This is a genomic window from Novosphingopyxis iocasae, from assembly GCF_014334095.1.
GTDB lineage: Bacteria > Pseudomonadota > Alphaproteobacteria > Sphingomonadales > Sphingomonadaceae > Novosphingopyxis > Novosphingopyxis iocasae.
This window is the reverse complement of record NZ_CP060495.1, coordinates 2098822-2115859: the sequence shown is the minus strand read 5'-3', so window position 1 is coordinate 2115859 and position 17038 is coordinate 2098822. Positions and strand designations below refer to the sequence as shown.

Here is a 17038-nt window from a genome sequence, read left to right as displayed (position 1 = left end):
CGATAAAAAGTAACGGTTCGCCTCATGGTTTAGCCAAGGCTGCCGCTGCCGACAACAGATGCGCATCGTCCGGCGCTTCGGCAATATGCACCGCTTGCCAACCCTGGCCGGCCGCCTCTGCGACATTGCCCGATAGCGCCGCGAGCGCGATGGCGCCACGATCGAGTTCCAGCCGCTCGCATTCATTGGCGAAGTGGCGTGCCGCCCGGGGCGAATGTAGAGCGACGGTGACGTCGCCCTTGGCCAGTCGCTGTTTCAACGGCGCGGGCATCGGGACGGGGTCCACGGCATAGACCAGCATGGTGTCGATCAGCATGCCCGGCTCGACAAGCTCGATATGATTGCGGCCCGCCAGGCGCAGGAAGCGCTGCGGATAATCGGTGGAGATAGTGCGGGCCAGTGCCTCTATGCCGTTCTCGCCGACCACGCCCACGGTGAAACCCAGCGCGCGGGCGGCGGACGCGGTTGCTTCGCCCACGGCATGGACGGGCAGGTCCTGCAGCGCCGCGAGCGCCGGCCCGCCAAGGCGCAGCGCATTGGCGCTCGATGCGATGATGGCATCGTAAAGCGATGGAGCGGGCGGCTCCCAGCGCAGCGGTTTGGCCTCGAACATGGAATGGACGATGGGCGTGAAACCTTCACGCTTCGCAGCGCGCGCGGACTTTCCGGCGCCGGGTGCGGGGCGGATGATGACGAGATCGGTGCTCATGACGCGCCGCCGCCATCGGGGCCGCTGAACAATGCGGCCAGCTTTTCGCTCGCTTCGCCCAGCAGATCGCGCGCCAGGCTGGCGGGTGCCGGGCCGTCGGCATTGGCGAACAGCGCGTCGGCATGGGCCTGCTCGCTGCCGTCGGTGGTGAGGATCTGCGCACGCATGTGGATCCGCTCGTCCTTCATCACTGCATGCGCCGCGACGGGCGAGTGGCAGTCGGCACCCAGTGCATAAAGAAATGCGCGTTCGGCTCGGACACAGGCGTGGCAGGACTGGTCGTCGATGGCGGACAGCGCCGCGCGCACCGCCTCGTTTTCGGCAAGCGTCTCCACGCCGATGGCGCCCTGTGCGGGGGCGGGCAGCATCACGCTTTCCGGGATCGGCGTACCGATGTCGGCCATGCCCAGCCGGTCCAGCCCGGCGGCGGCGAGCATTGTGGCGTCCGCCTCGCCCGCCTCGATCTTGGCGAGCCGCGTGCCGACATTGCCGCGAATGAGCTGTATGTTGAGATCCGGCCTGAGGCTGAGAAGCTGCGCTGCGCGGCGCGGACTTGCCGTGCCCACCCGCGCCTGACCGGGTAGTGCCTCGATCGAGGGCGCGCCGATCAGGCGGTCCCGCGCGTCGGCGCGCGGCAGAATGGCGGCGATCACCAGGTTTGCCGGGCGGATCGTCTCCACATCCTTCATGGAATGGACCGCGGCGTCGATTTTGCCGTCTTTGAGGCAGCTGTCGAGTTCCTTGGTCCATAGCGCCTTGCCGCCGATTTCGGCGAGCGCGCGATCCTGCACCTTGTCGCCGCTCGCCTGCAATTTGACGAGCTCGACCGCGTCGGCCTCCCAGCCATGCGCGGCGATCAGCGCTGCCTTCACCATTTCTGCCTGGGCCAGCGCCAGCGGCGAACGTCGTGTGCCGAGCCGCATCGGTCGATCGGGGGAAAATGTCTGTGCCATATCGCGGCTTGTGCTAGCCTCCTCTCCGGTTAAGGAAAAGGGCGATGGCAGTGATTTTGGGCCTGGAGTCGAGCTGCGACGAGACCGCCGCGGCGCTGGTGACGGGCGACCGCCGCATTCTGGCGCACAAATTGGCGGGGCAGGAGGAGCGGCATCGACCCTATGGCGGGGTTGTGCCGGAAATCGCTGCGCGCGCCCATGCGGAAAAGATGACGCCGCTGGTCGAAGCCGTTTTCGCCGAAGCGGGCTGTTCGCTGAGCGATGTCGATGCCATTGCGGCAACCGCTGGGCCGGGGCTGATCGGCGGCGTGATGGTCGGGCTGGTGACGGGGAAGGCGCTATCCCTTGCCAGCGGCAAGCCGCTGATCGCGGTCAACCATCTGGAAGGGCACGCGCTTTCCCCGCGGCTGGTCGATGAAAATCTCGACTTTCCCTATCTGCTGCTGCTCGTTTCGGGCGGGCATTGTCAGATTCTGCGCGTCAACGGCGTGGGCCGCTATGAACGGCTGGCCACCACGATCGACGATGCCGCGGGCGAGGCGTTCGACAAGACGGCGAAACTGCTTGGTCTCGGCTTTCCCGGCGGCCCGGCGGTCGAGAAGGCGGCCCGCGACGGCGATTCCGCGGCCGTTCCGCTGCCCCGGCCACTGGCAGGATCGAAAGAACCGCATTTCAGCTTCGCAGGCCTCAAGAGCGCGGTGCTGCGCGCCTCCGACAGCGGAAATTATAGCGCGCAGGATATCGCCGCCTCCTTCCAGCAGGCGGTGGTCGACTGCCTGCGCGATCGGTTGGAGTTCGCCCTGAAAAACACCGAGCGGCTGCCTGCCTTGGTCGTCGCGGGCGGTGTCGCTGCAAACGGCGCGGTCCGCGCGATGCTGGAGGAGGTGGCGGCAGCGCGCGATATGCGCTTCGTGGCGCCGCCGCTCTGGCTGTGCACGGACAATGCCGCGATGATCGGCTGGGCCGGGGCGGAGCGGTTCGCGCTCGGCATGACCGATCCGCTCGATATCGCCGCCCGCCCGCGCTGGCCGCTGGATGAGACCGCCGCACCCGCACGCGGCGCTGGGGTGAAGGCGTGAGCGCCCGGCCCATTGCCGGTGTGATCGGTGCGGGCGCGTGGGGCACCGCGCTGGCGCAGGTGCTGGCGAGCGACCACGCGCCCGTCCGCCTGTGGGCGCGCGAGGAAGAGGTGGTCCGCTCGATCCGCGACACCCGCGTCAATACGGCCTTCCTTCCGGACATTCCCCTCGCCGATACCGTGCTGCCGACGAACGATCTTGCCGATCTGGCCGATTGCCCCGCGCTTCTGGTGGTTGCGCCCGCGCAGCACCTGCGCGGCGTGCTCGGTGCGCTGCCGGACGGAAACGCGCCGCTCGTTCTGTGCGCGAAGGGGATCGAGGCGGAAACGGGCCAGCTGATGTGCGAGGTTGCACGCGAGGCGGCGCCCGGCCGTGCCATCGCGATCCTTTCCGGCCCCACCTTCGCGCATGAAGTCGCCCGCGGGCTACCTGCAGCGGTGACGCTCGCCTGCGAGAGTGAGGCTTTGTGGGACGACCTTGCCCCACGGATCGCCCGGCCCGCCTTCCGGCCCTATTATTCCGACGATCTCGTCGGTGCGGAGATCGGCGGGGCGGTGAAGAATGTGCTCGCCATCGGTTGCGGCGTGGTCGCGGGGGCCGGACTTGGCCTGAACGCGCGCGCCGCGCTGATCGGGCGCGGTTTTGCGGAGATGACGCGCTTCGGCCTTGCGCGCGGCGCACGTGCCGATACGCTCTCGGGTCTTTCGGGCCTTGGCGATCTGGTGCTGACCTGCAGTTCCGAAAATTCGCGCAACTTCTCGCTCGGCAAGGGTCTCGGCGAAGGCATTCCGGCCAGCGAGCTGTTGTCCAACCGGCGCACGGTGGCCGAGGGGGCTGCGACCGCGCCGGTGCTTGCGCGGGAGGCTGCCAAGCATGGCATCGACATGCCGATCGTCGAGGCGGTGGGGCATCTTCTTGACGGCAGTTTCGGGGTGGACGAGGTAATCGCCGGTCTTCTGGCCCGCCCCCTTCGTGCGGAGCGTCCGCAGGAGGCACCGGCCGGGCCATCTGAAAGGCAAAGCTAGCGCGTCCCCCTGTGGACGGCTAGACGGGCAGGTCAGGAGGGCATCGGTGGACGGCCATAGCGCGCGCGACGAGCGTGACATCGCAGCGCTTGCCAAGGGCGGGCGGACCAATATCACGGGTTTCGTGCTGCGCCTTGCCGCGCGTCTGCCGTTCCTGTTCATCGCCGGGCGCATGTACGGGCCGGAGCTGCTCGGGCGTTTCGCCTATGCCATCCTGATCGTCGAATTTGCCGCGCAGCTCGCCACCATGGGGCTGCGGCGCGGGTTGGCCGAACAATTGTCGGAAATCGAGGATGGGCACAGTGCGCTCGTCTATGACGGTATTCTGCTTGCGGTCCTCGTGTCGCTGGTAGCCGGCGCGGCCCTCATCGCCGTGCCGCAGATCATGTATCCCAATAGCGAGATTCGCGGGCTGGACCGAATGCTGCCGCTCGTCATCCCGGCGATTGCGGTGACGGAGATCACGCTGGCGGCGCTCGCCTATCGCTATGATATCAAGGCGACCGTTCGGGCGCGCGCGATCGTGGAGCCGTGGACGGTCTCGATCGCGGCTTTCCCGCTTTACTACATCTTCCCGCGTGACGGGCTTGTCATCTCCTACGTCATCTCGATGGTCGCGGCGCTGATTACGGCGCTGATCCCTTTCTTCCGCAGCTACGGCTTGCCGAAGAACTGGAAGCCACAATTTTCCGGACTGCTGGAGATGAGCCGCCGCAATTTTCCGCTCGCCGCGGCGGACGGTGTGGAGTGGGGCAGCCGAAGGCTCGATCTGGCAATCCTCGGCCTGTTTGCGTCGCCTGCCGTGGTCGGCATTTATTATGTGGCGCAGCAGGTCGCCAGCCTGCCGCAGAAGCTGAAGACCAGTTTTGATCCGATCCTGGGGCCCGTCATCACGCGCAATCTGAAGGACGATCGCAAGGGAGCGATCGCCGCGCAGGTAAGCCAGGTGGGGTTCTGGATCATTGCTGCACAGATGGCGGTCAGCCTGGCGCTGGGGCTTCCAGGCGAGGCGGTGATGGGCGTCATCGGCCCGGAATTCGTGGGCGGCACCGGCGCGCTTGCGTTTCTTCTGATGGCAGAGGTTGCCGCCGCGCCCGCCGTGGTGAGCGAGGCGACGCTCGTCTACATCGCGCGCCACCGCAATCTTGTGATTTCCTTGAGCGTCCTGGCGTTTCAGGCGGCACTCAGTGTGGGGCTTCTGCTGCTTGCGCGGCATCTGGAATTTCCGCCGCTCTATGTCGGCGCGATGCCGGCTCTTGCGCTGATGATATCGCTCGGCCTGATGTCGGCGCTGAAGTCGCGCTTGCTTGCGCGGCTGCTGGCCGCGCCGGTTGGCGTATGGCGCTGGGCGCTGGTATGGGCGGCGGCGGCCACCGTGCCGACCTTCTATATCTTTTCCCTATTACCCGAATGGACCGAGCTGGTGCTCGGCATTCCCGCGATCATGGCGGTTTATGGCGTGATCATCTGGAAGCTCGGCTTCGGCGATGACGACCGCGCGCTGTTCCGCAAGGCGGGCGGGCGGGATGCGCGTGAGAGCGAAGAGGAAAAGGCGCTCCGCAAGAGCCAAAATTAGGCGCCTCGTCGCTCCGGCTGCTGCCGGAGCGACGTTGCCTCATCGGAGCGGCGGGCAGTTCAGCCCAGTTTTTCGGCCATCAGCTTGGTAAGGTCCTGCTCCGGACGCGCACCGAAATGCGAAACCACCTCGGCCGCCGCGACCGCGCCCATCTCCAGGCAGCGGGTCACGCTTTCGCCCTTCAGGTGCCCGGACAGGAAGCCAGCAGCAAACAGATCGCCCGCGCCGGTGGTGTCGATCACGGTGGTCGGCAGCGCCTTGGTTTCGAACCGTTCGCCGTCCTTCACCGCGATCGCGCCGTTCGGTCCGCGCGTCACCACGAGCAGCGGCACGTCCTTGCCCAGGCTTTCGATCGCTGCCTCGGGATCGCTGTCCTCCAGGATGCCGGCTTCCTCTTCATTGGCGAACAGGATGTCGATCAGCCCGTCATCGATCAGCTTGCGGAAATCCTTGCGGTGCGTGTGGACGCAGAAATCGGCGCAGGTGCTGAAGGCGATCTGCGTGTCCGATTCGCGTGCGATCTCGAGCGCCCGGCGCATTGCGGCACGCGGCTCCGGCGGATCCCACATATAGCCTTCCAGAAACACGATCTTTGCGCCGGCGATCGCCTTTTCGTCGATCGCGCTGCCTGGCAGATAGTGCGATGCGCCGAGGAACGTATTCATCGTGCGCTCGCCATCGGGCGAAACCAGGATCAGGCAGCGGCCCGTGGGCACGTCGCCATCGCGCGGCGGATGGGTGAAATCCACGCCTACCGCACCCAGATCATGCGCATAGACCTCGCCCAGCTGATCCTTTGCGACCTGGCCGATGAACCGGCACTTCGCGCCTAGCATGGCAAGGCCCGCCAGCGTATTGGCCGCCGCGCCGCCGCTGATTTCCTGGCCCTGGCCCATTTTCTCGTAAAGGCTGACGGCACGGTCCGCGTCGATCAGGGACATGCCGCCTTTGGTAAGGCCCTCATCGGCGATGAGCTGGTCGTCGGTCTGGGCGAGCACGTCGACGATGGCATTGCCGATCGCGAGCACGTCGTAAGTGGTGTCGGTCATGAAAGCTCCGGAGGAGAAGGAATGTTGCCGGGCGGCCTAAGGCGCACGGGCGCGGCCTGCAAGCGCGATCGCGGTCGGAGATTGACCGGGGGCAGGGCATTGGGTCATGGATCGGCGTGATGCTCCGCGCCCTTGCCCTCGCCATTCGCCAGCTTGGTGACCGCGCCATCTTGGCGGTGCTTGTCAAAAGCGTGGCGCTGACGCTGCTGATCTTCGCCGCGCTGGGCACGGCGGTGTATTTCGGGTTTTCGGCATTGCTGGAGCGGATCGGATGGAACGAGGCATCGACCGGACTGGTCGCCGCCTTCGGCGCCTTGCTGCTGGTCGTCTTCGGCGGGCTCGTCCTGTTCCGCGCGGTCGCCCTCGCGGTGATCGGTTTCTTCGCCGAAGATGTGGTGGAGGCGGTCGAACGCCGATATTACCCTGCGCGTGCGGCGAGCGCGGTGCCGCCATCGGCCTGGCGCGGCCTCAAGATCGGCCTCCGGTCGGCGCTTCGCGCGATCCTCTGGAACCTCATCGCGCTGCCGCTTTATTTCGCGCTGCTGATCACCGCGGTTGGCGCGCCGATGGTGTTCCTGATCGTGAACGCCTTCCTGATCGGCAAGGATCTTCAGGAGATGGTGATCGCGCGGCATGACGCTTCCCCGGACAGCACGCCGGAGCGGATTGCGCCGGTGCCGCGCTTCGTTCTGGGATTGATTGCGGCCGTCGGCCTCGGCATCCCCTTCCTCAATCTGGTCGTCCCGGTTATTGCGGCGGCGATGGCGGCGCACATGATCCATGGCCCGCGCTCGGGCAGGACGGTGACGGCATGAGAAATATCGCAGCTCTGACGGCGCTTACGCTGATTTGCGCGGGGTGTGCCGCCGTGCCTTCCGGGCAGCCCTCTGCCGGCGTCGGCGTTCCGGGCACTGCCAGCGACATGACGGACACGCGCGGGCTGGAGGGCGTTCTGGGATCGAATGAGGCGACATTGATCCGGCTGTTCGGCAAGCCGCGGCTGGATGTGGTGGAGCCGGTCGGCCGCAAGCTGCAATTCATTGGCGCGCCCTGCATCCTCGATGCCTATCTTTATCCGGACCGGCAGGGCCGGGAGGTCGTGACCCATGTCGATGCGCGTCGGCGCGACGGTGCCGCGGTGGACCGCGCGGCCTGCGTGGCGGCGCTGCAGGCGAAATAGGGCGACCGTACCCTCTTCCGTTTATCCTGAGCCTGTCGAAGGGCCGCACCGGGTTGCGATAAAGTACGAGGCTTCGATACGCTCAGCCCGAACGGCCTGAGAGATTACATCTTCTGATCGCGCACCGGCTCGGCCTCAATGGGACAGCGCCCGTTCCATTCGAAGCGGACGCTTGCGTCTCGCTCTCCGGCCAGCCGTAAAACGCGTTCCTCCGCGAATCGCTGCGGATCAAGCTGTTCCAGCGCCCAGATCGCCGCCCCGCGGACCGTGGGCGCTTCGTCGTCCAGCAGCGGCAGCAGCGGCGTCACCAGATCGGGATCGGCGCTATTGCCCGCCGCTATTGCCGCGTTGCGCACCATCCGGTCGCGGCCCGAACGCTTGATCGGCGAGCCGGAGAACACCGCGCGAAACGCCGCATCGTCGAGTGCCAGCAGATCGGCGAGCGGCGGGGCGACCAGTTCGGCGCGTGGCAGGAAGGCCTTGTTGGCCGCCCCGGCCTTCGCGAATTTGTTCCATGGGCAGGCGGCCAGGCAATCGTCGCAGCCATAGATGTGGTTGCCGATGCCGGGGCGCAGCGCGCGCGGGATCGGCCCCTTGTTCTCGATGGTGAGGAAGGAGATGCAGCGCCGCGCGTCGAGCCGGAAGGGCGCAGGGAAGGCATCGGTGGGGCAGGCGCGCTGGCATGCATCGCAGCTGCCGCAGCGCTCGCGCCCCGGTTCGTCGGCGGCCAGATCGGCGGTGGTATAGATCGCGCCGAGGAAGAACCAGTTGCCCAGATCGCGGCTGAGAAGATTGGTGTGCTTGCCCTGCCAGCCGATGCCCGCCGCCTCGGCCAGCGGCTTCTCCATCACCGGTGCGGTATCGACGAACACCTTCACCTGCTCGCCCGTTTCCTCGACGAACCAGCGTGCGAGCCGCTTCAGCGCCTTCTTGACGATGTCGTGATAATCCTTCCCGCGCGCATAGACCGATATGCGGCCATGGCTAGCGGCTTGCCGATTAGCGGCGGGATCATAGGCGGTCAGATCGTCGCCGGGCGCATAGCTCATCGCCAGCATAATCACCGATCGCACCTCGGGCCACAGGGTCTGCGGCTGTGCGCGCTGATCGGCGCGGCCTTCCATCCAGATCATATCGCCATGCGCGCCCGCGGCGAGCCAGGCCTTCAGCCGCTCGCCGGTTTCGGGGGCAAGCCGGGCGGGCGCAATGCCGCAGGCGGCAAAGCCTTCCTGCGCGGCCTGCGCTTTCAGCCTGTCCTCCATCGAAGCCTTGCGCCCGTTCATCGGACCCAGCTACCAGCATTCCGAGGAATGGCTAGGGGTGGGTGCATGGGGAACAATGCAATCGAAGCCCGCGGGCTGGTCAAACGGTTCGGCAACACCACGGCGGTGGGCGGGGTGGACCTGAACGTGCCGGAGGGCAGCATCACCGGCATGCTGGGGCCCAATGGCGCGGGCAAGACGACGCTTTTGCGCATGCTTCTGGGCATTATCGATCCCGATGAGGGCACGCGCACGCTGCTCGGCAGCAACAAGCCGCTGAAGCGCGCGCACGAAGTCGGCTATCTTCCCGAGGAGCGCGGGCTTTATCAGTCAATGAAGGCGGTCGATACCATCGCGTTCATGGGCGCGCTGCGCCATCAGCCGCTGGACGAAGGGCGCAAGCGCGGCCGCGTGTTGCTGGAGGAAGCGGGCCTCGGCCATGCCGCCGAGAAGAAGATCAAGGAACTCAGCAAGGGCATGGCGCAGACGGTGCAGCTGCTCGGCACCATTGTCCATCGGCCCCGGCTGATCGTGCTGGATGAGCCCTTCTCGGGGCTCGACGCCATCAATCAGGGTAAGCTGGAGCGCCTGATCCGCGAACAGGCGGAAGCGGGCGTCACCGTCATTTTCTCCACCCATGTCATCGCCCATGCCGAACGGCTTTGCGAGAATGTCGCGATCGTCGCCGGCGGCAAGGTGCGCTTCGACGGCAGCGTGGAGGCGGCGCGCGATCGCCTGCGCCCGCAAGTGCATCTGGAAACGCGCGAAACCGACGGCCCATGGCGCAGCGCGCTGCCTGCCGGGACAGAGCGCGAGGGTCATTGGTGGCACTTCACCCTGCCCGATGGCGGACCCGAGCCGCTGCTCGGCGCGCTGATCGAAGGAAATGCCGGCATCCGATCACTGTCGATCGAGCGGCCGGGGCTTCACGACGCTTTTGTTGCCATCGCCGGGGAAGCGGCGGCGGCCGAACTGCAACAGAGCCAGGCCGAGGGAGCTGCCCGATGAACGAGACACTGCGCGCAGCCTGGGTGATCGGCCGGCGGGATTTCACCGCGGTCGTCCTATCCAAGGCGTTCCTCATGTTCCTGTTGGGGCCGCTGTTTCCGGTGGCTGCGGGCGTACTGTTCGGCTCGCTCGGCAGTTCGGTGGCCGAGGATATCGGCGCGGACGTGGTCGGCATCAGCATGCCCGCAGGCGAGGCGCAGGCCCTTGCGGCCACGCGCGCCAGCCTCTCCCAAGCAATGGGCGAAAGACGCTATCCGGAACTTCGTATCCTGCCGGACGATGGCCGCCCTGCTGCCGACTGGCTGAAGGAATCCGATCAGGCGGAGGCCGGCGGAGAAGGCGCTGATAAGGGCAAGCTCGCTGCGGTGCTGAGCGGCAGCTTCGCGGCCCCCATACTCACCGCGACAGCGGATCAGGCGCAAAATCTGGGCCCGGAACTGGCGCTTCTTATCAGCCAGACCCAGAATGGCGGCGGGCAATTGAAGTCGCTGCGGGTGGATACCGTGCAGTCGAGCGCGGGCGGCATGCAGCGTGCGCAGCTGCTGACCGGACAGGCCGGACAATTCCTGCTGTTCCTTCTCGTCATGCTGCTGGCGGGCATGGTGCTTTCCAACCTCGTCGAGGAAAAATCGAACAAGATCATCGAGATTCTGGCTGCCGCCGTGCCGATCGACGCGGTGTTCATCGGCAAGCTGTTTGCCATGCTGGCGATGGCGTTGGTGGGCATCGCGGTATGGGGCGCGGCGGGTATCGCGGCGTTGCAGATCTGGGGGCCGGGCTTGCCCAATCTGCCGGTCCCTGCAGTGGGCTGGCCGGCGTTCATTGTTCTGGGCATTGTCTATTTCGCGATGGCCTACCTCATCCTGGGCTCGCTGTTCCTCGGCATCGGCGCGATGGCCAGCACGGTACGCGAGGTGCAGACGCTTTCCATGCCGGTGACGATGCTGCAAATGTTCGTCTTCGGTTTCGCCTTCTACACCGTCAGCAAGATCGGCCAGCCGGTCGAAATCATTGCCTGCGTTGTGCCGTTCACCTCCCCCTTCGCGATGATCGCGCGGGCCGCGCAGGTGCAGGAGCTGTGGCCGCATCTCGTGGCGCTGATCGGACAGGCAGCGTTCGCGCTGCTCGTGGTGCGGATGAGCGCAATGCTGTTCCGGCGCAATGTGATGAAGTCGGGTGCAAGCGGCGGCGCTTGGGCCGCTCTGTTTGGCAAGCGCAAGGCCGCCTGATCCCGGGACCACCTCTCTACCGTGCTGATTAAGTTGCCGATCGCAACTCTATTGACATTTTGGTCAGTAATGTGAGGCTATGGTGTCTTATCAGAGCGGGCGCGTCCGATCGCCTGCCGGATCAGGAGAGAGGCCATGGCCACCGCTTTCAAGACCACCGCCGCCGAAGAGGCGCCCAAGGATACGGTGGTGAACACCGCCCCGCATGACTGGGACGTCAGCCGACCGGAAATCTACGCCGAGGACCGCTGGCAGCCGATTTTTGCAGAGATGCGGAGGGAAGCCCCCATCAACAAGATCGTCGATTCGGGCTATGGCGATTACTGGAACATCACCACGGCCAAGCCGATCCAGCATATCGAGGCGCTGCCAGACCTGTTCTCGTCCGAGGCAACCGGCATCACGCTGGTCGGCAAGGAAGCGCAGGACCTGCCGGAAGATCAGGTGGTCGAAATGCCGATGTTCATCGCGATGGACCGGCCCAAACATACCGAACAGCGCCGCGTGGTCGCGCCTGCCTTTACGCCGAGCGAGATGACCCGGCTGACCGATGATGTGCGTGGACGGACCGCGGAAATCCTCGACAATCTGCCGCTTGGCCAAAGCTTCGACTGGGTCGATCAGGTCTCGATCGAGCTGACCACGCAGATGCTCGCACTGCTGTTCGATTTTCCGTGGGAGGACCGGCGCAAGCTCACTTTCTGGTCCGACTGGGCGGGCAATGTGGAGGCGATGCGCACCGAGGAACTGCGCCAGGAACGGCTCGGCCACATGTATGAGATGGGGGCCTATTTCCAGAAGCTCTGGAACGAGCGGCTGGAGGCGGGAGAGGCGCCCGATCTGCTTTCCCGCATGATCCATTCGGAGATGCGCGACATGGATCCGATGACCTTCATGGGCAATCTGATCCTGCTGATCGTGGGCGGCAACGACACCACCCGCAACACCATGTCGGCCTATGCTTATGGGCTCGACCAGTTTCCGGATGAGCGCGCGAAGCTGGAGCAGAACCCGGACCTGATCCCCAATGCGGTGCAGGAGCTAATCCGCTGGCAGACGCCGCTGGCGCATATGAAGCGCACCGCCACGCAGGATACCGAATTGTTCGGCCATCAAATCAAGGAAGGGGATCGGCTCGCGCTCTGGTACATCTCCGCCAATCGCGATGAGAGCGTCTTCGAAGATCCGGACCGGCTTATCGTCGACCGGGAGAATGCGCGCCGCCACCTTGCCTTCGGGTACGGCATCCACCGCTGCGTCGGCGCGCGGCTCGCTGAATTGCAGGTACGCATTCTCCTGGAGGAAATGGCCAAGCGCCGCCTGCGCGCCAATGTGATCGGTGAGCCGGACCGGGTGCCGGCCTGCTTCGTCCACGGCTACCGCGCGATGGATGTGGAGCTCAGCCGCTACTGAGACGCCATGTTCAGGCTGGCGTCAAGCGACGCGTGATAGGGTCTGGGACCAAGAAAGGACGGGAATTGAGGAATTTTCCTCGCCCGAAGCGTATTGTTTCCATGACCCACTTTATTCCCACCCGCCGCGATCTCCTCACTAAAGGAGGTCTTGCCTTTGCCGGCACCGCTTTGATCGGCTTCGCCGGATGCGGCACCGCGCCTGCCGAAGCACGAAGCTTCCCGGTCACCAAGACCGATGCTCAATGGAAGAAGCAGCTCACTCCGGCCGAATATAATGTCTTGCGCAAGGACGGCACCGAGCGGCCTTATTCCAGCCCGCTGAACAAGGAAAAGCGCGCGGGCATCTTCATCTGCGCCGGCTGCGACAACAAGCTGTTCAGCAGCAAGACCAAGTTCGAAAGCGGCACCGGCTGGCCGAGCTTTTATGCGCCGCTGAAGGGTGCGGTGGTGACCTCCACAGACCGCAGCCTGGGCATGGCGCGCACCGAAGTCAGCTGCGCGCGCTGCGGCGGCCATCTGGGCCATGTCTTCAACGACGGCCCGCCGCCCACCGGCAAGCGCTATTGCATGAACGGTGTGGCGATGGATTTCGTCCCCGCCTGATCCGGTATCAGCGCCGGACGATGCGATAGACCTGATAGGGTTTCAGCACATCCGGCTGCACCGGCACCAGCCACGCGGGCGTTTGCCCGCGCGCAAGCTGCGCGGCGAGGCCATTGGGGGCCGCTTCGATATAAATGTCCATCTCCTGCGTGCCCTGACAGATCATCAGGAAATCGGCGTGACTGCCGGTAACCAGCCGCCGCGCTTTCTCTCCGTTGGCAAGATAAGTGCCAATCACTTCGGCCATTGCCGCCTGATTGCGGTGGTGCCCAGTCGCGATCACGCTGTGGGGTGTATCGGTGAGGATCGAGGGACCGATGTCGATAGGCGCCAGGAATGTGGCGGGCGCCAGCCGGTTCAGCTTGGCAATGTTGTCCTGCTGGAAACATGAGGCGATTTTCAGCGAACCTTCCTGTTCGCTGTCATTCGTCACCAGCTCGTCGACATAGGAAACCACTGCCAGCGGCACGAGCGGCACCACCGCCACCGATGCGGCGGAGGCCAGGATGCGCAGCGCCGTGTTGTCGATTCCCCGCGCCCATCGCCAGACGGCAAGGATCAGGACGGCGCAGCCGGGGATGGCGAAGGCGTGCGCGACATACATGGCGCGCAACACCCCGATCGAGACGGCGAAGGCGCCCACCATCAGGATCAGCATGGTGCGCCAACGGTCCCGCATCGGCGGCTCCGCCCGTCGCAGGGCCAGCAGCGCGCCGGCTAGCCCCATCAGCGAGGGGAGGACGCTGTAAACCGCCGTCAGCGGCTCCTGCTTCCACAGCGGAAGGCCCTCCAAGACGTTCAGATACCAATATTGCCGCACCAGCGGATCGAGCGCGCCGAACGGGCCGGTGCGGCACTGGGGTGCGACCAGGAAGAACAGCGCCAACGCGGCTACGCCCGCCAGTGCGAGTACGGCAAAGCGGCGGGCAGCACTGGAATGGCCGAGGCTGCGGGCAGCCAGCACCAGCGCGACGGAGCCGCCCGCAAGAGCGCCCCAATAGGGTGCGGACAGCCCGTCGCAATGAACGGCCGTCAGGGCGCTCCATCCGCGCGAGGCAGGCAGCGACAGCATGACGCCTGCGGTGCAGCTGAGCAGGAACGCGGCCAGCATCGGCCAGCCTTCGGCGTTTCGCCAATAGGCAAAGGCGTAAAGGCCGCCGAACAGCAGAAAATAGGGAAGCGCCTCGAGCGAGATCGAGAGGTAGAACGCCATCGCGAGGCCTGCGAGTAGACCGCGAAGGCCGGTGCGCTTGCCGAGCGACAGGCCGAGCAAGGCCGTGGCGGCGACCACCTGCCAGCCATGATGGTCGATCCGCAGCGGCGAGAATTGGCGCGCCAAGAACACCATCGACAGCGGCAGGAAAAGGCCGGTCAAGACAAACGCCCGATCGCCCAGGCGCTTCAGGGCGCTCCGAAGCATCAGCAGAAAGAGGCCGTAAAGCAGCAGAGGCCAGACGATCAGCGCCACATGTTCCGCCCGCGCCGGGCCGAGGAACAGGCGGAAGAAGGCAATCGATGTCGCGATGGGCACATCGAGCAACCGCCACCAGTGCATCTCCCCCCCGAAGGGGGGATTGATGCGGTGCTGGCTGACGTCGAACCAGCTCTGTCCCGCCATCCAATCGCGCACTTCCACCAGGCGCAGTGCATCATCCGGATCGATGAAGTCGAGCGCGCGGAAGCCACCGTTCTGGAACAGCGCGAAGAAGCCGGTCAGCGCCAGCATGGACAGCAGGATCGCCGCGACGTCCCACCGCCGACGGTTCGGCAACGGTTCGCTCACCGGGCGAAGACGATGTGCCGCCGCAGCAGCCAGACCGCCTGGAAGCTGACGATGATGGCCAGCAGCTTGGCGAGGCGCGGATCCAGGCCGAGCCAACCCCCCGCCGCGACGATCAGCGCCGTCAAAGCCAGGCCGAGCAGGGCAGAGAGTAGGAACAGCATAGGCTGGCGGTGCTGGCCGCCTTGGGTGTTCGCCCGCGCTTCAGTAAAGACGGCGCGGCTGGAGAGCAGCCAGTGGACCAGAATGCCCGCGCTGTAGCCGATCACCGAAGCCGCGGTCGGCGGAGTGTTCGCGCCGATCAGTAGCAGAAACAGCGCCACGTCCGTGCCCAACGCAATCACGCTCGCGACTACATAACGCAGATAGACCACGCGGGTGCCGAGGCGAATGCCGGCATGGGCAAGGCGCAGAAGGGCCATAAGCGGGCTTCCTTCGGATCGGGCGTCAGGCGGCCCGGTCGATCCGCTCTTCCTCATCGTCCGCAATGCGGCGCGGCACATCGCGTTCGGATGCCAGCGCGGCCTTGCGGTCCTCGGCGATGCGGGCCTGTTGGCCTTCATTTCCGGCTTCGTGATATTCCGCGTCTTCGTTGACCTGCCAGATGTCGTAGATGCGAGCGCCCGCCTCGATATTCTCGACCGTCAACATGGCGGTCATCATCGCATGGTCCTGATTGTTGTAGCGGTGCATGCCGTTGCGGCCGACCATGTGCAGCGTGGGGAAGCGCTCTTCCAGCTCCTCCCGCATCGCGGCGACATTCTCGGCATAGCTGTCGTCATAGACCGGATAGGCCTTTTCCTGGCGCACCACCGCGCCGCCGACCACGTCTTCCGGTTTGCAGAGGCCAAGGATCGCCATCTCCTTCTTGGCGAGCTCGATCAGATCGGCGTCGCCAGACGACCACAAGCCGTCATTCTCGAAGCAGAAATATTCCAGGCCCACGCAGGCGATATTCTCGTCCGGCACCATTTCAGGCGACCAGCTGCGGAAATTCTGCACGCGGCCCACCTGCACCTTGCTGTCATGGATGTAGATCCAGTTGTCCGGAAACAGATCCTCCGACTTGATCATCAGCGCGACGGTCAGGAAGTCGCGATATTTGAGCTCCGCCGCGTTGAGGCTGGTGGCGGGCAGCGGGTGGAGCCGCGCGGCCAGTTCGCGCATCGGCGCGGAGCTGATGACGTGGCGTGCCTCGATCACCGCTTCGCCGCCGTCCGCCTTCCTCGCGGTGACGCGCCAATCGCCGTTCGCATCCTGCGCGAGCTGCTTCAGCGCATGGCCCATGCGGACCTCATTGCCCTTGGACTGCACGAAATCGCGCGCCGCATCCCACATCATCCCCGGGCCGAGGCGCGGATAGCGGAAGGTTTCCAGCAGCGTCTTGGCCTGCGCCCCGCTGCCGTCGTTCAGCTTGTTGAGACCGAGCGATCGCTTGAGGCCGTCGAGCACCGCGGCGCCCAGGCTGAGGCCTTTGATGCGCTGCGCCGCCCAGTCCGCCGACATTTCGTCGCAGGGCATGCCCCACACCTTCTCGGTATAGGTTTTGAAGAAGATCGAATAGAGCTTGTGGCCGAACTGGTTGACCACCCAGTCCTCGAAACTACGCACGCGCTTGTTGGGCAGCAGCTTCCAGCGCGCATAGCTTGCCATGCACAGAGTGGAGCGCCAGATGCCGAGGTTCCACAGCGCCTCGAACGCGCGCAGCGGATAGCTGTAGAATTTGCCCTCATAATAGATGCGGCTCATGCGCGGGCGCTGGATGAAATCGTCGGGCAGAATCTCGTTCCAGAGATCGACCACCTCCTGCGATTTGGAGAAAAAGCGGTGCCCGCCGATATCGAAGCGATAGCCGTCGACCTCCACCGTCCGGCTGATGCCGCCGACATAGGTCTCGTCCTTCTCGATAACCGAGACGCGGTAGCCCTTTTTGGACAGGAGATAGGCGGCCGTCAGCCCAGCCGGCCCCGCACCGATGATCGCGACATCGATCGGTCCTTCGCCTTCGACCTCGTTCTGGAGCGACATAATTCCCTTCCCCTGCCTTTGGCCAAAGCAATTGGCGGCTGGCGAAGGCAGTGAAGGAAATCTTCTAACGGATGGTTAATTCCGGGTTACGGCGTAAGCGAACCTTGCCGTCAGAACCGTAGCCTTGAGCTTGTCGAAAGGC

The 17038-nt window shown here is 65.3% G+C and carries 16 protein-coding genes; 9 read left to right on the top strand and 7 right to left on the bottom strand.

Annotation, left to right across the window (positions count from 1 at the left end):
• Window positions 1-22: 22 nt before the first annotated feature.
• The gene (locus H7X45_RS10095; protein ID WP_187334759.1) at window positions 23-709 is read right to left on the bottom strand and encodes a uroporphyrinogen-III synthase; all 687 of its coding nucleotides are present in this window, start codon (window positions 707-709) and stop codon (window positions 23-25) included.
• Window positions 706-1662: a hydroxymethylbilane synthase gene (gene hemC, locus H7X45_RS10090; RefSeq protein ID WP_246449429.1), complete on the bottom strand. Its 957-nt coding sequence runs from the start codon at window positions 1660-1662 to the stop codon at window positions 706-708. Before hemC ends, H7X45_RS10095 begins: the two co-directional genes overlap by 4 nt.
• A 44-nt stretch (window positions 1663-1706) precedes the next feature.
• Between hemC and tsaD the strand changes: the two genes are divergently transcribed.
• The 3 genes from tsaD to H7X45_RS10075 are packed head-to-tail and all read left to right on the top strand — an operon-like array spanning window position 1707 to window position 5342.
• Window positions 1707-2741 (top strand): tRNA (adenosine(37)-N6)-threonylcarbamoyltransferase complex transferase subunit TsaD, encoded by a 1035-nt coding sequence (gene tsaD / locus H7X45_RS10085; protein ID WP_187334758.1) that lies wholly within the window; start codon window positions 1707-1709, stop codon window positions 2739-2741.
• Window positions 2738-3766, top strand: coding sequence for an NAD(P)H-dependent glycerol-3-phosphate dehydrogenase (locus H7X45_RS10080; RefSeq protein ID WP_187334757.1), 1029 nt, complete (start codon window positions 2738-2740; stop codon window positions 3764-3766). The genes tsaD and H7X45_RS10080 overlap by 4 nt, the downstream gene beginning before the upstream one ends.
• 46 nt (window positions 3767-3812) lie before the next feature.
• The gene (locus H7X45_RS10075) at window positions 3813-5342 is read left to right on the top strand and encodes an oligosaccharide flippase family protein (protein ID WP_187334756.1); all 1530 of its coding nucleotides are present in this window, start codon (window positions 3813-3815) and stop codon (window positions 5340-5342) included.
• A gap of 59 nt (window positions 5343-5401) precedes the next feature.
• Here the strand turns inward: H7X45_RS10075 and H7X45_RS10070 are convergent, their stop codons facing one another.
• A complete protein-coding gene (locus H7X45_RS10070) occupies window positions 5402-6391 on the bottom strand; it encodes an adenosine kinase (protein ID WP_187334755.1) in 990 nt (329 codons plus the stop codon).
• A gap of 119 nt (window positions 6392-6510) precedes the next feature.
• Between H7X45_RS10070 and H7X45_RS10065 the strand changes: the two genes are divergently transcribed.
• Together H7X45_RS10065 and H7X45_RS10060 are read left to right on the top strand one after the other, a co-directional pair.
• Window positions 6511-7206 carry an EI24 domain-containing protein gene (locus H7X45_RS10065; protein WP_187334754.1) on the top strand — a complete coding sequence of 232 codons (696 nt, stop codon included), beginning with the start codon at window positions 6511-6513 and terminating at the stop codon, window positions 7204-7206.
• On the top strand, window positions 7203-7571 hold the full coding sequence (locus tag H7X45_RS10060; protein WP_246449428.1) for a hypothetical protein: 369 nt from the start codon (window positions 7203-7205) through the stop codon (window positions 7569-7571). The genes H7X45_RS10065 and H7X45_RS10060 overlap by 4 nt, the downstream gene beginning before the upstream one ends.
• A 104-nt stretch (window positions 7572-7675) precedes the next feature.
• Here H7X45_RS10060 and queG read toward each other — a convergent pair whose 3' ends face one another.
• Window positions 7676-8854, bottom strand: a complete 1179-nt coding sequence (queG, locus tag H7X45_RS10055) for a tRNA epoxyqueuosine(34) reductase QueG (protein ID WP_246449427.1) — start codon at window positions 8852-8854, stop codon at window positions 7676-7678.
• 45 nt (window positions 8855-8899) lie between these two features.
• On the opposite strand from queG, the gene H7X45_RS10050 reads away from it, so the two are divergent.
• From H7X45_RS10050 to msrB, 4 genes are all read left to right on the top strand, one after another.
• Entirely contained in the window at window positions 8900-9841 is a 942-nt protein-coding gene (locus tag H7X45_RS10050) for an ABC transporter ATP-binding protein (protein ID WP_187334753.1), read from the top strand.
• Window positions 9838-11070: an ABC transporter permease gene (locus H7X45_RS10045; RefSeq protein WP_187334752.1), complete on the top strand. Its 1233-nt coding sequence runs from the start codon at window positions 9838-9840 to the stop codon at window positions 11068-11070. The genes H7X45_RS10050 and H7X45_RS10045 overlap by 4 nt, the downstream gene beginning before the upstream one ends.
• 135 nt (window positions 11071-11205) lie before the next feature.
• Window positions 11206-12483: a cytochrome P450 gene (locus tag H7X45_RS10040; protein WP_187334751.1), complete on the top strand. Its 1278-nt coding sequence runs from the start codon at window positions 11206-11208 to the stop codon at window positions 12481-12483.
• Window positions 12484-12584: 101 nt separating this feature from the next.
• On the top strand, window positions 12585-13088 hold the full coding sequence (gene msrB, locus H7X45_RS10035) for a peptide-methionine (R)-S-oxide reductase MsrB (RefSeq protein WP_187334750.1): 504 nt from the start codon (window positions 12585-12587) through the stop codon (window positions 13086-13088).
• A gap of 7 nt (window positions 13089-13095) precedes the next feature.
• Here msrB and H7X45_RS10030 read toward each other — a convergent pair whose 3' ends face one another.
• From H7X45_RS10030 to H7X45_RS10020, 3 genes are read right to left on the bottom strand one after another with little or no spacing between them, the layout of a single operon-like run.
• A complete protein-coding gene (locus H7X45_RS10030; RefSeq protein WP_187334749.1) occupies window positions 13096-14871 on the bottom strand; it encodes a hypothetical protein in 1776 nt (591 codons plus the stop codon).
• Window positions 14868-15290, bottom strand: a complete 423-nt coding sequence (locus tag H7X45_RS10025) for a GtrA family protein (protein WP_187334748.1) — start codon at window positions 15288-15290, stop codon at window positions 14868-14870. The genes H7X45_RS10030 and H7X45_RS10025 overlap by 4 nt, the downstream gene beginning before the upstream one ends.
• A 25-nt stretch (window positions 15291-15315) precedes the next feature.
• On the bottom strand, window positions 15316-16896 hold the full coding sequence (locus tag H7X45_RS10020; RefSeq protein WP_187334747.1) for an NAD(P)/FAD-dependent oxidoreductase: 1581 nt from the start codon (window positions 16894-16896) through the stop codon (window positions 15316-15318).
• Between the last annotated feature and the right edge of the window lie 142 nt (window positions 16897-17038).